Origin of the sequence: Yinghuangia soli, from assembly GCF_021502675.1 — a bacterium.
Classification (GTDB): domain Bacteria; phylum Actinomycetota; class Actinomycetes; order Streptomycetales; family Streptomycetaceae; genus Yinghuangia; species Yinghuangia soli.
Genome location: NZ_JAKFHA010000011.1, coordinates 76,354 through 90,881, shown reverse-complemented (window position 1 = coordinate 90,881; position 14,528 = coordinate 76,354). Strand labels below are relative to the sequence as shown.

At 72.9% G+C, this 14,528-nt stretch carries 12 protein-coding genes; 2 read left to right on the top strand and 10 right to left on the bottom strand.

What is annotated here, in order from left to right:
• Nucleotides 1-89: 89 nt before the first annotated feature.
• On the bottom strand, nt 90-3,134 hold the full coding sequence (locus tag LZ495_RS19820; protein WP_372498610.1) for an FAD-binding and (Fe-S)-binding domain-containing protein: 3,045 nt from the start codon (nt 3,132-3,134) through the stop codon (nt 90-92).
• A 337-nt stretch (nt 3,135-3,471) separates the two neighbouring features.
• Between LZ495_RS19820 and serC the strand changes: the two genes are divergently transcribed.
• Nucleotides 3,472-4,593, top strand: a complete 1,122-nt coding sequence (gene serC, locus LZ495_RS19815; protein WP_235053752.1) for a phosphoserine transaminase — start codon at nt 3,472-3,474, stop codon at nt 4,591-4,593.
• Nucleotides 4,594-4,696: 103 nt separating this feature from the next.
• Nucleotides 4,697-6,100 (top strand): MFS transporter, encoded by a 1,404-nt coding sequence (locus LZ495_RS19810; protein ID WP_235053750.1) that lies wholly within the window; start codon nt 4,697-4,699, stop codon nt 6,098-6,100.
• On the opposite strand, the gene LZ495_RS19805 is transcribed toward LZ495_RS19810, so the two are convergent.
• The 9 genes from LZ495_RS19805 to LZ495_RS19765 form a co-directional block, all read right to left on the bottom strand.
• Nucleotides 6,057-7,121, bottom strand: coding sequence for a hypothetical protein (locus LZ495_RS19805; RefSeq protein ID WP_235053749.1), 1,065 nt, complete (start codon nt 7,119-7,121; stop codon nt 6,057-6,059). The genes LZ495_RS19810 and LZ495_RS19805 overlap by 44 nt on opposite strands.
• Nucleotides 7,122-7,245: 124 nt before the next feature.
• Nucleotides 7,246-8,295: a hypothetical protein gene (locus LZ495_RS19800; protein ID WP_235053747.1), complete on the bottom strand. Its 1,050-nt coding sequence runs from the start codon at nt 8,293-8,295 to the stop codon at nt 7,246-7,248.
• Entirely contained in the window at nt 8,282-8,788 is a 507-nt protein-coding gene (locus LZ495_RS19795; RefSeq protein WP_235053921.1) for a SigE family RNA polymerase sigma factor, read from the bottom strand. The genes LZ495_RS19800 and LZ495_RS19795 overlap by 14 nt, the downstream gene beginning before the upstream one ends.
• 355 nt (nt 8,789-9,143) lie before the next feature.
• On the bottom strand, nt 9,144-9,332 hold the full coding sequence (locus LZ495_RS19790) for a hypothetical protein (protein WP_235053746.1): 189 nt from the start codon (nt 9,330-9,332) through the stop codon (nt 9,144-9,146).
• 90 nt (nt 9,333-9,422) lie between these two features.
• Nucleotides 9,423-10,148 (bottom strand): maleylpyruvate isomerase family mycothiol-dependent enzyme, encoded by a 726-nt coding sequence (locus LZ495_RS19785; protein ID WP_235053744.1) that lies wholly within the window; start codon nt 10,146-10,148, stop codon nt 9,423-9,425.
• A gap of 135 nt (nt 10,149-10,283) precedes the next feature.
• A complete protein-coding gene (locus tag LZ495_RS19780) occupies nt 10,284-11,597 on the bottom strand; it encodes an MFS transporter (protein WP_372498606.1) in 1,314 nt (437 codons plus the stop codon).
• A 102-nt stretch (nt 11,598-11,699) separates the two neighbouring features.
• Entirely contained in the window at nt 11,700-12,131 is a 432-nt protein-coding gene (locus LZ495_RS19775) for a MarR family transcriptional regulator (protein WP_235053742.1), read from the bottom strand.
• A 130-nt stretch (nt 12,132-12,261) separates the two neighbouring features.
• Nucleotides 12,262-12,816: a hypothetical protein gene (locus tag LZ495_RS19770; protein ID WP_235053741.1), complete on the bottom strand. Its 555-nt coding sequence runs from the start codon at nt 12,814-12,816 to the stop codon at nt 12,262-12,264.
• A gap of 74 nt (nt 12,817-12,890) precedes the next feature.
• Nucleotides 12,891-14,369 (bottom strand): NCS2 family permease, encoded by a 1,479-nt coding sequence (locus LZ495_RS19765; RefSeq protein ID WP_372498605.1) that lies wholly within the window; start codon nt 14,367-14,369, stop codon nt 12,891-12,893.
• Between the last annotated feature and the right edge of the window lie 159 nt (nt 14,370-14,528).

The window sequence follows — 14,528 nt, the reverse complement described above, 5'->3', positions numbered from 1 at the left end:
CGTATGGGAGGGCGGGGGCGCGCCGAGGGAGGGAGGGTCGGAGGGAATGCGGGATCGGAGCCCGGACAGGACCGGACGTGCTGCCTCGGTCAGCCGGCGGAGTCGGCGGAGTCGGCAGAGTCGGCGGACACCGCGGTTGCGGCCTCTCCGCGCCGCTCCGCGCAGCCCTCGGCGAGGAGTTCGGCCAGGTGGCGGGGCTCGCGGGTGGTCAGGTGCGTGATCTGGGTGCGACAGCTGAAGCCGTCGGCCAACGTGGCCGCATCCTCGGGAGCGGCTTCGAGGGCCGGCAGCAGGCGCTCGGCGGCGATGCGCGCCGAGATCTCGTGGTGGCCGGGCTCGTAACCGAAGTTGCCGGCCAGGCCGCAGCACCCGCCCGCGAGCGTGCCGGTGAGGCCGGCCCGGGCGCGGAGCCTGCGGTCGGCGGCGTCTCCCAGGACGGCGTGCTGGTGGCAGTGCAGTTGGCCGGCGACCGGGCGATCCAGCCGCGGCGGCGACCAGTCCGGGGCCAGCCGCTCCAGCGCCTCGGCGAACGTCATGACCGCGCCGGGGAGTTGCTGCGCCTCGCGGCCGAGGAGTTCGGGGACGTCGGTACGCAGCGCCGCCGTGCACGACGGCTCCAGGCCGACGACCGGGAGCCCGGCCGCGAGCGCCGGGCGCAAGGTGGCGAGCGTACGGCGCATCACCCGGCGCGCGGTGTCCAGACGCCCGGTGGACACCCAGGTCAGGCCGCAGCACACCGGCTCGGGCGGGAGGACCACCGTGAGCCCGGCGTCCTCCAGGACCTCGACCGCGGCCCAGGCCACCTGCGGCGCGAAGTGGTTCGTGAAAGTGTCCGGCCACAGCACGACGCGGGGGCGTGCGGAAGAGAGCTCCGCACGCCGGGCGGCCGCGGGACGGATGCGCCGCCAGGCGCGCGTGAAGGGTTCCGCGGCGAAGGCCGGAAGGTCGCGGGCCGGGTCGAGTCCCGCGGCACGAAGGGCAGTTCGAGTCAGCATCGGGTGTTCGGCTACCGCACCCGTCAGGGCGGCCAGTCCGGGAACGGCGGCGACGGCGCGCGCCCACCAGGGCAGTGCGCCCAGCGTGTAATGCGCGCGCGGGCGCAGGCGTCCCGCATAGTGCCGGTGCAGGAACTCCGCCTTGTACGTGGCCATGTCGACGCCGACCGGGCAGTCGCTGCGGCAGCCCTTGCAGGACAGGCACAGGTCGAGCGCGTCCCGGACCTCCTCCGAGCGCCACCCGTCGCGGACGACGTCGCCGATCAGCATCTCGTGCAGCAGCCGGGCGCGGCCCCGCGTGGAGTCCTTCTCCTCGCCGGTCGCCCGGAAGGACGGGCACATCACGCCGCCCGACGAATTCTCCGTGGTCTCAATGCACTTGCCGACTCCCACGCACCGGCGGACGGCCGCTCCGAAGTCCCCGTGGTCGTGCGGGTAGCCGAAGGCGACCGGCACGGGCTCGGACGGCATGCCCGCAAAACGCAGGTCGGCGTCCGCATCGTGCGGGTGCACCAGCACGCCCGGGTTGAGCAGCCCGGCCGGATCCCACACCGCCTTGAACCGGCCGAACAGGTCCATGATCTCGGTGCCGTACATACGCGGCAGGAACTCCGCGCGAGCCTGCCCGTCGCCATGCTCGCCGGACAGCGAACCCCCGTACCCGGCGACGAGATCGGCAAGGTCCGCGGAGAACTCCCGGAACGCCGCGATGCCGTCCCGGCCGAGCAGGTCGAAGTCGAAGCGGATGTGCACGCAGCCCTCGCCGAAGTGCCCGTACGGAAGGCCGCGCAGGCCGAACCGGCGCATGAGCGCATGCAGATCGCGCAGGTAGGCACCGAGGTTCTCGGGCGGTACGGCGGTGTCCTCCCACCCCGGCCAGGCCTCGGAGCCGTCGGCCAGCCGGGTCGCCGTGCCGGCCGCCTCCTCGCGGATCCGCCACAGCGCACGCTGCTCCGCCGGGTCCGCGACGACCAGATACGCGCCGGGCGCGAGCCGCAGCCCGCGCGCGACGGCGTGCGCCCGCGCGGCGGCCTGCTCCGCGGTGTCGCCGCCGGTCTCGACGAACAGCCAGGCGCCGCGCTCCGGCAACGGCACCTGCGCGGCGGCGGTCGCATGGACGGCCAGCGCGGCGAGTTCGGCGCTCAGGCTCTCCACGGTGAGCGGCCGGTGGCGCAGGACGTCGGGGGCGGCTTCGGCGGCCGCGATGTCGTCGGCGAAGCCGAGCACGGCGAGCGCCCGCGCCCGCGGCGCGGGGACCAGGCGTACGCCCGCGCGCAGCACGATCGCGCACGTCCCCTCACTGCCGACGAGGGCTTGCGCGAGGTTCCGGCCGTGCTCGGGCAGCAGGCGGTCGAGTGCGTATCCGGAGACCCGGCGCGGCAGTTGCGGGAATCCGCGGCGCAGCACGGCGAGGTTGGCATCGGCGAGGCCGCGCAGCTCGGCCCGGATACGGTCGGCCGAACGCGGTTCCGGGGAAGGCCTGTTCCCAAAGCCGCTGAAGTCCCCGGCGGAGGACCCGGCAGAGGACTCGACAGACGGACCGGCTGACGGACCGGCAGAGGGCCTGGCGGCGGATCCGCCGGACCTCCCGATCGAGGACCCCGCGGTGGGCTCGGCGGAAGTCCGGGCGAATGCCCCGCTCCCCGCCCCGCCCGCCCGAGCCGCCTCGGGTCCCCCGTCCGGCGGCCCGCCCTCGCCGACCGTCATGCGGATCCCGTCCGCGGTCAGGACGTCCAGCCACACCACGTTCGCCGACGTGCGCCCCCAGGCCACCGAGTGCGACCCGCACGCGTCGTTGCCGATCATGCCGCCGAGCGTGCAGCGGCTGTGCGTGGACGGATCCGGGCCGAACGTCAGGCCGTGCGCCGCCGCCGCGCGCCGCAGGTCGTCGAGCACCACGCCGGGTTCGACCACCGCGATGCGCGACTCCGGATCGATGCCGTGGATGCGCGTCAGATGCCGGGACAGGTCGAGCACGACGCCGTTGCCGGTCGCCTGCCCGGCGATGCTGGTGCCCGCGCCGCGCACGGTGATCGGCGCGCGGTGCTCGTACAGCACCCGGACGGCCGCCACCACGTCGTCGACGTCCCGCGGCGCCACCACCCCGGGCGGGACGTGCCGGTAGTTGGAGGCGTCCATCGAGTGCAGCGCACGGCTCTGCGGGTCGAAGCGGACCTCGCCCCGGACCGCCCGCCGCAGCGCCGCGGCAAGCGCGGACCCGCCGCGCTCGCCCGCGGACCTGCCCCGCTCCCCCGCAGACTCGAAATCGGCCACGGGCCCAGTGTCCCAACAGTCCGGCCCGCTGTCGGCCCCTGCTCGCCCACCCGGTCCGCGGACCTCGTCCCGAACGCCGCCGCCACGGCCGGGCCGCCGCGCGTCTCACCCACTGTCGCGGATCTGACCACATAGTGGTCCGGATCGTCTCACTTGGTGGATTTTGACGTTCCCATGACCTGCCCCCGGCTACGCTCGCCGGGTGGCCGAGATCCAGATTCCCAGTGACCTGAAGCCCGTCGACGGCCGGTTCGGCGCGGGCCCGTCCAAGGTGCGTCCCGAGGCGCTCAGCGCGCTCGCGGCGACCGGTACTTCGCTGCTCGGCACCTCGCACCGGCAGGCGCCGGTAAAGAACGTGGTGCGCCGCGTCCGCGAAGGTGTCCGCGACCTGTTCAGCCTCCCCGAAGGCTACGAAGTGGTGCTCGGCAACGGCGGCTCGACCGCGTTCTGGGACATCGCCGCCTTCGGCCTGGTCGCGCACAAGTCGCAGCACCTCTCCTTCGGCGAGTTCTCCTCGAAGTTCGCCTCGTCCGTGAAGGCCGCCCCCTGGCTGGACGAGCCGAGCATCGTGAAGTCCGAGCCGGGCACCCACCCGCTGCCGGTCGCCGAGGCCGGCGTGGACGTGTACGCACTCACCCACAACGAGACCTCGACCGGCGTCGCGATGCCGATCAAGCGCGTGGCCGGTGCCGACGAGAACTCCCTGGTGCTGGTCGACGCCACCTCCGGGGCCGGCGGCCTGCCGGTGGACATCACCGAGTCCGACGTCTACTACTTCGCCCCGCAGAAGTGCTTCGCCGCGGACGGCGGCCTGTGGCTGGCCGCGTTCTCGCCCGCCGCGCTGGACCGCGCCGCGAGCATCGCCGCGTCGGACCGCTACATCCCGCCGTTCTTCGACCTGCCGACGGCCATCGACAACTCGTCGAAGGACCAGACGTACAACACCCCGGCACTCGCGACGCTCTTCCTGCTCGCCGACCAGCTGGAGTGGATCAACGGCCAGGGCGGCCTGGACTGGGCCGTCGCACGCACCGCCGACTCGTCCGCGCGGCTGTACAACTGGGCCGAGAAGACCGCCTACACGTCGCCGTTCGTCGCCGACCCGGCGCAGCGGTCGCAGGTGATCGGCACGATCGACTTCGCCGACAGCATCGACGCCGCCGCGATCGCCAAGGTGCTGCGCGCCAACGGCATCGTGGACACCGAGCCGTACCGCAAGCTGGGCCGCAACCAGCTGCGCATCGCGATGTTCCCGGCGGTCGACCCGGCGGACGTCGAGGCGCTGACCGCGTGCATCGACTACGTCGTCGAGCAGCTCGGCTGACCCCGGGACACCGGACGCGCACCGCCTGCACGGCACTTCCGAAACCCTCCCCGGCCCCGCGGCCGGGGAGGGTTTCCGCGTTCGGGCCGAGTAACCTCTTCGGGTGAATCCGCCCGACACCACCGCGCAGGCCGCGTCCCCGGCGAATCCGGCCGACCCGGGCCTCGGCGCCACCCCCGCAGCCGCTGCCGCACCGGCGGCCGGCCAGGTCCGGCCCGGGGCGCCGCGGCTGGTGCGGGACCGGGCGACCTGGCTGCTCTACCTGCAGAGCGCCGTCTTCGCGTACTTCCTCTACGCCTTCGGGCCGTCCGCCGCGCTGCTCGGCGACGACCTCGGGGTCAGCCGCGCGGTGGCCGGCCTGCACAGCACCGGGTATGCGGTCGGCGGCCTGGTCGTCGGCCTGCTGGGCAGCCGGCCGGTACGCCGGTTCGGCCGCGGCCCCGCGCTGTGGGGCAGCTTCGCGATCCTGGCCGCGGGCATCGTGCTGTACGCGGCCACCCCGTGGCTCGCGCTCACCCTGACCGGCTCGGTGCTGTGCGGCGTCGGCGGGTTCGCGGTGGTCAACATCGTCGCGGCCGCCGTCGTCGACCACCACGGCCCGGTCGTCGGCCCCGGCGCACTCAGCGAGGCGCACGGGATCGGCGCGGCGGTCGGCATGGCCGCGCCGCTCGCGATCGGCGGCGCGCAGGCATCCGGACTCGGCTGGCGGTACGGCATGCTGGCCGCGCCCGTCCTGATCGCGCTCGTCTATCTCGTCTTCCGCAGCACCCGAATACCCGGCCACCACCGCGACGACATCGCCGCCCTCGAAGCCGCCGCCGCGGAACGCGCCGAGGCCGCCGGACGCCGCACCGGGGACACCGGGTCGGCAGCGTCCGCCTCGGTCACCGCGGCTGCCCGCTCCTCCGACCGCCTCCCGGCCCGCTATTGGTGGGCCTGGCTGCTGATCGTCAGCCTTGTCGCGGTGGAGTTCTCCCTCTCCCTCTGGTCCGCCGACCTGCTGGAGGACCGCGCCGGGCTGTCCGAAGGCGCGGCGGCGACCGCGATGACCGCGGTGGTCGCCGGCCTGTGCGCCGGCCGCCTCGCGGGCGGGCGCCTCGCGCTGCGCTTCCGGCTCGCCGCGCTCTACAGCGTGGCCCTGGCGGTGAACCTCGCCGGGTTCGCCGCGGTGTGGCTCAGCACCACCGCATGGCTGTCGTTCCTCGGCCTGTTCGTCGCCGGCCTCGGCATGTCGGTGCAGTTCCCGCTGGCCGTGGTCCGGACGATCGAGGCCGCGGACGGGCGCAGCGACCTGGCCACCTCGCGCACCGCACTGGGCACCGCACTCGCCGCGGGCAGCGCGCCGTTCCTGCTCGGGCTGCTCGCCGACGCGTCCGACACCTGGACGGCGTTCGCGATGATCCCGGTGTTCCTGCTGCTCGCCGTCCCGGCACTGCTGCTGAGCGGCCGCCCCCGGACCGCCGTCACGACCCCGCGGACGAACCCGAGCCCCGCCCGCGGAACTTGAGCACCACGTACACCAGCACGACCAGCCCGAGCACCGCCAGGAAGCCCGGACCGTAGGCCTCGTTGCTGTCGTCCTGCCCGGCCAGGCCGTCCGGGTCGCCGCCGCCGTCGGCAGGCGCCGCACCCGGCTGCGCGGCCTGCGGGCCGCCCGCCTGCTGGTTGTCCGCGGCCGCCACGCTGTCCGGCCGGTTCGCACCGTCGAGGACCACGCGGCGGACCGGGCTGTCCGGCCCCTCGCTGCCGAACAGCAGCGCACGGCCGTCGGTCGAGAACGCGACCGATTCGCCCTGCCGCTGGATCGGCACCGGGACGTCGCCGACCTCGACACCGGGCGCGGAGAACATCCGCGCGGTGAAGTAGCCGCGCAGCACGAACCGCGTGCCGTCCGGCGAGAACGCCCCGTCGGTCACCGTGCCGGGGGCCTTGGCGATCCGCCGGAAGACGTTGAGGCCGGTCGGCGACAGCGCGGCGGGCTGCTCGTACAGCCCCGCGTCGTTCTCCTTGCTGGCCAGGTAGATCTTGTTGGTACGCGGGTCGACGAGCATGGCCTCCGCATCGCGCGGGCCGTCGTCGTACGTCACGCGGTACTTGACCGGCTTGACCGTGGCGTCCTTGAGCTCGGCGGGCTCCGCGAACCGGTAGATCCACACTTCGGGCCACTTGCCCTTGAAGTTGTCGCCGACGTCGGCGACGAACAGCGCGGGCTTGCCCGCCTCGTCCTTGCCGAGCGAGACGGCCTCCCAGTCGCGCGGGCTGACACCCTGCAGCGTGACCACGGCCTTGGTCTTGCCGTCCGCGCCGACCGCGAAGACCCGCGGTTCGTCGCCGCTGTCGTTGTGGGTCCAGTAGACGCCGGGGTGCTGCACGCTGGCGACCAGGCCGCTGGACTCGGTGATGCGCTCGTCGCGCATCACCAGCAGCTCGGATTCCTCGCCCGCGGCCGCGGCCGGGACCGCCGCGGCGCACCCCAGCACGAGCGCCGCCGCGACGGCGGCGAGCAGCGGAGGAACGTGGAATCTCATACGGGACACAGTGCCAGGAGGTCGGCCGGAACGGGGGATTTCGGAGGGCTTCCGGGGGCATTCAGGCGTCTTGCGACCGGTTCGGGACCCACCCGGCGCAATCGCGCGACGTGCCCGCGGCAGGTCAGAAGCCGCCCGCGGGCGGCGCGGACGATCCCGGCACGGGCGGCAGCGGCGACTCGGGAGCGGTCGGCGGGGCGGTGGCCTGGCCGACCGGGCGCGCGAGCATCGCGGTGCTTCCGGCCCGCGGCTCGACGGCCCCGGTCGGCTGGGCGGTGGCGGACGGCGTACGACCCGTCTGACTCGGCGTCAGCGGGGCGTTCTTGCCGGGCGCCCGCTTCCCCGTGGGCGTGTTCTTCAGCGTCGCGTCCTGGACCGGGTCACTGGTCTGGCTGCCGGCCGGGGTGATCCCCACGTACAGACCGACCTCCAACGCATTGACCAGCCGCAACGCGTCGGCCTCGCTCTCGAGCATGATCATCGAATAGCCCGGCAGCGTGTCGTCACCGCACTTGTTCGCGCAGAACACCGGAGCGGTGATCTTGACTTGCGCGCCGTTCTTCAGCGTCAAGGTGATGACGGACCGCAACGTGTAGTCGTAGGTGTCCGTGCCGAAGCCCACGAGTTCCGCCGCGAAGCGCGACGACGGTTCGATCATGTCGACGGTGCCGTGGGTCTGGCCGATGAGCGCGGCCCTCGCCCCCGCGTTGACCGTGAAGCGCATCTTCACGGTCTGCAGAGCACCTTGGTCCTTGTAGGTCTCCAGCTCCATCGTCTCGAGGCTCAGGTCCGCAGAGACGTTCGGATACCCGTCCGCGGAGGTCTCGCTCGGAGCCGCGCTCGGGCTCGGGGAGTCCTCCGGTCCGGTGGCCTCAGGCGTACTCAGGCTTTGCTGGGTCGGGCCTGGGGCGGCGGTGGAACTTCCCTGCGCGGCCCCGCCCGTAGGGCCCGGGCCGCGCCCCGGGGTCAGCGGACCCATCACCAGCGCACCGGCCAGCACCGCGGCGACGACTCCCGAACCGGCCCACAGCGCGTGCCGGCGCCGCCGCCGGGACACACCGCGGCGGCGCACCTGCTCGGCCGACCAGCGCGGCACCGGCGGCCCCGGCAGGTCCAGGTCGCGCAGTGCGCGGGCCAGCGCGGGATCCTGCAGATGGTCGTCAGGAGTGGGCACGATGTTGCTCCCCCTCTCCTTCCCGGTCCCCGATGATCTTGGCCAGTGCGGCCCTTCCGCGGGCCAGCCGGGCTTTGACGGTACCGCTGGGCACGTTGGCCTCGGCGGCGATCTGATCGACCGTCATGTCGCACAGGTGGTGCAGCACGATCGCCTGGCGCTGCGCCTCGGGCAGCTGCCGGAGGGCGGCGACCAGCGTGGCGTGGTTCGGGTCCGGGCCGGCCACCGGCTGCTCGACGTGGTTGCGGCGCATCAGGTCCCAGCCGCGGCGGGCGCGCCGCCAGCGGCTGACCGCGAGCCGCCAGGCCACGGTGCGGATCCAGGCCTCGGGGGCGTCCGCGGCGAAGAACTGGGCGCGCCGGTCCCAGGCGCGTACGAAGGCCTCCTGGACGACGTCCTGGGCCTCGGAGAAGTCGCCGGTCAGCGCGTAGAGCTGGTGGACCAGGCGGGAGAACGACGCATGGTAGAACGCGTCGAACTCCTCCTCGGTCATCTGCTGTCCCTCGGGGTCGCCCGAGCGGCCCGGGTCCAGCACCGCCTCGAGATCGGAATCCGAGGGCAGGGCGGCCTCGCGGGACGGCCGGGGGGTCGGCCAAAGATCCGATGATCCCATAGCCTCGCCGGTTCCCGCCGAGCCTGCTGCAGCCGTGGCCGCTGCCATCCGTCCACCTCCCCGTGCCGCGGCCGGGGCGGCCGCCCCGGGCCGACGTCCGTCCACCCACTCGGATTACCGACGAGGCGGGCCGGGCGGTTGCATCACGAACGGATGACGGATGCGATGACGCACGCCAAGGCGCATGCGGGGACGAATACGAAGACGGGTGCGAGGCGGGCAGAGAGTGCCCAGGTCAGCTGAGCGCCGCGCCGATCGCCACCGCGAGCAGCAGGATGACGAGCGTGGCCGAGACGATGCGGGTGCGGGTACGCGGATTCACCGCTCCAAAGTAACCCCCCGGCGCGGCCGGCCGGACGCGGAGGCTCCGCGAGCCCTGAGACCGCAGTGCCGCGGTCTTCGCGGAGTCCCTGTCCCGTGCCATGCCATGCCGTACTTCACTGTTCCGTGCCGTTCCGTGCTTTTTTTTCGTGCTGTGTGGGCCTGTTCGTGCCGTGTGGTGCTTTTCCTCGGGTCAGACCATCGACAGGGCGAGCCGCCGCCGGAACGCCGCGAGGACGGTCGTGTCCCCGGTGCGCGAGACGACGGTGCCGGGCCGCCGGCCCCACAGATACAGCAGCAGGTCGCCCGGTTCGCCGCGCACCGACGCGTCGGTGAAGCCCGGCGACCGCGAGACCTCGACCGCGTCCCGGTGCAGCGTGAGCCGCCAGTCGTGCTGATGGCAGTGCACCCCGACCGTCCGGCCCACCGCGGCGTCCGGGCCCGCGGCGTCGTAGCGGAGCGGGAGCAGGACGCGAAGCGCCTCGTCGATGCCGTCCACCGCCAGGTCGAGGTCGATCGGGCCCGGCGTGCCGAGCGCCATCTCGACATCGGTGCGGTGCATGGCCGCCTCGTGCGCGAGCCTGCGGTACCAGAAGCCCACCGCGCCGTCCCCGTCGTCCTCGAACCCGGGGGTCAGCGGATCGCGCCGGGCGAGTTCGGCGCGCAATGCGGTGAGTGCCTCGCCGTACCAGGCGAGGACGTCGTTCTTCGGGGCCGGGGCCCCCTGGTTCGGTTCCGGCCGGTGGCCGGCTTTCAGCCACTCGGCAGCCGTCAGGTAGACCGATCCGGTGTGACCCACCAGATCGGCGACCGTCCATCCGGGGCAGGACGGGACCGGGGTGTCCAGGCCCGTTGCCGCGGATTCCGCCAGTCGCACGCCTTCCTTGTGGAAGAGGTGCTGGAATCGCACATAGTCCATGAATCAATCGTTCCAGCCGCGAACGACCGGTGTCGATGACTTCCGTCACCCGTACGGGCCCTTAGCACACAAAGATTTGCCTTGTCCGGCAAGGATATTGACGATGTGTTAGATATTGATCGGTCGGTTTCCGGTTCACGCCGCAACCGGATCGCGGGGCTGGACAGGCGTCCGGTCCACGACCTGCAGCGCGGGATGCGGCCGAACGCGCACCCGGACCTTCACACCGGAGTGCCTGGCCAGGATCAGCGCCACCGCGACCGCGGCGGCCGCCGAGACGCCGCCGCCGAACAGCAGTGCCGCACGCGGACCGTACGCCTCCGCGATCCAGCCGATCAGCGGGCCGCCGAGCGGCGTGCCGCCCATGAACACGAGCATGTACAGGCCCATCACCCGGCCGCGCAGCGCCGCATCGACGCCGAGCTGCACCGTGGCGTTCGCGGCGGTGTTGAACGTGATGCCGGCGATGCCGATCGGCACCAGCGCGAGCGCGAAGCTCCAGTAGCCGGGCATCAGGGCGGCCGCCACGCTCAGCATGCCGAAGCCGAAGGCGGCGCCGACCAGCATGCGCATGCGCGACCGGCCGCGCCGGGCGGCGAGCAGCGCGCCGGCCAGCGAGCCGAGCGCGAAGACGGTGTTGAGCAGGCCGAAGGCGCCGGGGCCGGCGTGGAAGACCTGGTTCGCGAAACCGCCCAGGGTGACCGCGAAGTTGAAGCCGAAGGTGCCCACGAATCCGACCAGCGCGAAGACCGCGAGGAGGTCCGGGCGGGCCCGGACGTACCGCAACGCCTCGCGCAGCTGGCCGGGTTCGCGCTTGACCGGTTCGGCGGGCGCCAGTTCGCGCTCGCGCATGGCGAGCAGGCCGAGGATCACCGCGACGTACGACAGCGCGTTGAGGGCGAACACCCAGCCGGTGCCGATCGCGGCGATCAGCAGGCCGGCCGCCGCGGGCCCGGTGATCCGGGCGAGCTGGAAGTTGGCGGAGTTGAGGCTGATGGCGTTGGGCAGGTCGCGGCGGCCGACCATCTCGACCACGAACGTCTGCCGGGCCGGGTTGTCGATCGCGGTGGCGAAGCCGAGGCCGAGGGCGAGCAGCCACACGTGCCAGACGTCCACGACGCCGGCCAGGTCGAGGACCGCGAGCACGGCGGCCAGCAGCCCCATGGCGGCCTGGGTGGCGATCAGCAGGCGCCGCTTGCGGCAGCGGTCCGCGACCGCGCCGCCCCACAGGCCGAAGAGCAGCATCGGCAGGAACTGCAGGCCCGTGGTGATGCCGAGGGCCATCGCGCTGCCGGTCAGCTTGAGGACCAGCCAGTCCTGCGCGAGGCGCTGCATCCACGTGCCGGTATTGGAGACCACCTGCCCCGCGGCGAACAGGCGGTAGTTGCGGTTGTGCAGCGAGGAGAACATCGAGGTTCGGTCAGTGGCCGGGTACGCGGTGGCCGTCAAGACTCCCCTTCCATCGAGCGTCGGTCGGGTGTGCGGGACCGCGGGCGGTCCGTCTTGTCCGACCTGCCGATGCAGGGGCCTGCTGCCGGGCGGCGCCCGGCGTCAGAGCTGGGCGAGCCGTTCGAGAACCGGCACCGCGGCGCGCAGTGCGGCCAGCTCCTCGTCGGTCAGGGCCTCGAGGTGCGCGGCCAGCCACGCGTTGCCGAGCCGCCGGCTTTCGGCGACCACCTGGGCGGCCGGCTCGGTCGCGGTCACGGTGATCTGCCGCCGGTCCTCGGGGTGCGGGTCGCGGCGGACCAGCCCGCGTTCCTCGAGGCCGGCGATGACGCGGGTCATCGACGGCGGCTGCACCTTCTCGTGCCGGGCGAGTTCGCCCGGCGTCATGGCCCCTCGGACGACCAGGATGGTCAGCACCGAGAGCTGCGTGGGGCTCAGGGTCTCGTCGGCACGCTGATTGCGCAGGCGGCGGGCGAGCTTGAGCACGGACGCACGGAGCACGGCGACCGTGGCACGGTCGGCATCGGACAAGGACACCTTCGTTAGCTTAGATCATTACTTTCGCTAACGGGTAACCGGTTTACGGCCCTTTCTTATTCCGGTACTCGTTCCGGTTCTCGGTCCGGTGCTCGGTCCGGCGCGCCCGCCGCGGCCCCGGACCGCGGCGCTACTCGGGAACCGGGCCCGACACCGCCGGACGCCGCGGCTTCGGCCGGGCCGGCAGCACCGCCTGGGCCCGCCAGTACTCCGGGTCGGCCGGGCAGGCCAGCCACCCCGGCAGCCGGCTCGCCGCACGCTCGAACGCATCGCCCAGGCGCAGCCCGGTGCCCACCTCCCAGACCGCCTCGGCCGGGTAGTGCGTGTTGTGGTCGATGTCGCACCAGCACGCCACGCTCACCGCGGCGAGCGCACCCGGCACGCCGGGTCGCAGCCAGGCCACGTCCAGTTCCAGTTCGAGCCAGTCGACGCCGGTCTCCTCGTGCACCACCGCGACCACGGTGGTCAGGATGAGCGGCGTGATGCCGTCCGGCATCGGCTCGGGGCACACCGCGTGCTTGCGGAACCACTCCCATTCGGGCGGGTCGGCGTCCGGCCGCAGGGCGTCCACCGCCGCGGCCACGCGCCGGACGTGCTCCAGCTCGTGCGCCGCGGCACCCGGAAACAGCATGGCCAGCGGGACGTCGTCGATCGTCCCACGCTCTATGCCCGACTCAGCCCCCATGCGGCCGATCCTGACGACGGCACCGCACGGACACAAGACCCGCGCGGTACCGAACCGGTCGAGAACCGGGTGCCCTACTTGATGCCGAGGATCTGCTCCACCGGGTCCATGCCGAAGTACACGAGGAAGAACGCGGCCACGATCCACAGCAGCCACGGCACCTCGCGGGCCTTGCCGGTGGCCGCCTTGATGGCCACGTACGCCAGGAACCCGGCGCCGATACCGTTGGTGATCGAGTACGTGAACGGCATCAGCACGATGGTGAGGAAGGCCGGCACGGCGATCGCCCAGTCGTCCCAGTCGATGCTCTTGACCTGCGTCATCAGCAGGAATCCGACGACGACCAGGGCGGGGGTGGCGGCCTGGTAGGGCACCACGGTGGCCAGCGGGGTCAGGAACAGCGCGCCCAGGAAGATGCCGCCGGTGACCACGTTCGCGAACCCGGTGCGGGCGCCCTCGCCGACGCCCGCGGTCGACTCCACGAAGCAGGTGTTGGACGAGCAGGACGCCGCACCGCCGGCCACCGCCGCGACGCCGTCGACCAGCAGCACCCTGCCGATGCCGGGCAGCTTGCCGTTCTCGTCGAGCAGCTGCGCCTCGTTGCTGACGCCGATGATGGTGCCCATCGCGTCGAAGAAGTCGGACAGCATCAGGGTGAAGACGAAGACCACCGCGGTGAGCACGCCGACCTCGGCGAACGCGCCGAACAGGCTCACGTCGCCGATCAGGCCGAAGTCCGGGGTGCCGACGACCGCGTCCGGCATGTCCGGCTGGATCAGGCCCCACTGGCCGTCCGGGACGTCGGCCACCGCGTTCAGCACCATGGACAGCACCGTCATGCCCGCGATGCCGATCAGGATCGCGCCCTTGACCTTGCGGATCAGCAGGATGAAGGTCAGCAGCACGCCGAGGCAGAAGACCAGCGTGGGCCAGCCCTGCAGCTGCCCGTCCGGGCCGAGCGTGACCGGCACCGCGGAGCCGGACGCGTCCGGGGTGCGGGTGATGAAGCCCGCGTCGACCAGGCCGAGGAACGCGATGAACAGGCCGATGCCGACGCCGATCGCCTGCTTCAGGGCGAGCGGGATGGCGTCCATGATCAGCTCGCGCAGGCCGGTGACCACCAGCACCACGATCGCGATGCCGGACAGCACCACCAGGCCCATCGCGTCCGGCCAGGACATCTGCGGGGCGATCTGGAACGCCACCACGCCGTTGAGGCCGAGGCCGGCCGCGATGGCCAGCGGGATGTTGCCGACCACGCCCATGATGATCGTCATGACTCCGGCGACCAGGCAGGTCGCGGTGACCAGCTGGCCCTGCGAGAGGTGGTTGCCGAACTTGTCCGTCGCGCCGCTCAGGATGATCGGGTTGAGGACCACGATGTAGGCCATCGTGAAGAAGGTCGCGACGCCGCCGCGCACCTCCTGGAGCGGCGAGGACCCCCGCTCGGACATCTTGAAGAAGCGGTCCAGGGCGCCGCCCGCACCGGCCTTGCGCGGCGGGGGCGGGGGCGTGGCGTTACGGCCGGCGGATGCGCGGGCATCGGCGGTCATGGTGGTCCTCGGGGCGATCGTGCGGGGTGCGCGGGGCAGAGTCCGCGGGTCGGGGAGCGACACCGCGGGGCATCGAGGGCTTTGGACGATCACCCAAGACCCGGGCGTGCCGCCCCGGTCTTCTTTTGGCGAATACTCCCAAAACCGGTCGAGAGCACA

What these genes read in the sequence shown, in the direction of transcription:
- LZ495_RS19820 (WP_372498610.1), bottom strand. Translation starts at nt 3,134, where the DNA reads ATGGACGCCTCCAACTACCGGCACGTCCCGCCCGGGGTGGTGGCGCCG.
- LZ495_RS19770 (WP_235053741.1), bottom strand. Translation starts at nt 12,816, where the DNA reads ATGGGGGCTGAGTCGGGCATAGAGCGTGGGACGATCGACGACGTCCCG.
- LZ495_RS19795 (WP_235053921.1), bottom strand. Translation starts at nt 8,788, where the DNA reads ATGACCGAGGAGGAGTTCGACGCGTTCTACCATGCGTCGTTCTCCCGC.
- LZ495_RS19805 (WP_235053749.1), bottom strand. Translation starts at nt 7,121, where the DNA reads ATGAGATTCCACGTTCCTCCGCTGCTCGCCGCCGTCGCGGCGGCGCTC.
- LZ495_RS19765 (WP_372498605.1), bottom strand. Translation starts at nt 14,369, where the DNA reads ATGACCGCCGATGCCCGCGCATCCGCCGGCCGTAACGCCACGCCCCCG.
- LZ495_RS19785 (WP_235053744.1), bottom strand. Translation starts at nt 10,148, where the DNA reads ATGGACTATGTGCGATTCCAGCACCTCTTCCACAAGGAAGGCGTGCGA.
- LZ495_RS19790 (WP_235053746.1), bottom strand. Translation starts at nt 9,332, where the DNA reads ATGGCACGGGACAGGGACTCCGCGAAGACCGCGGCACTGCGGTCTCAG.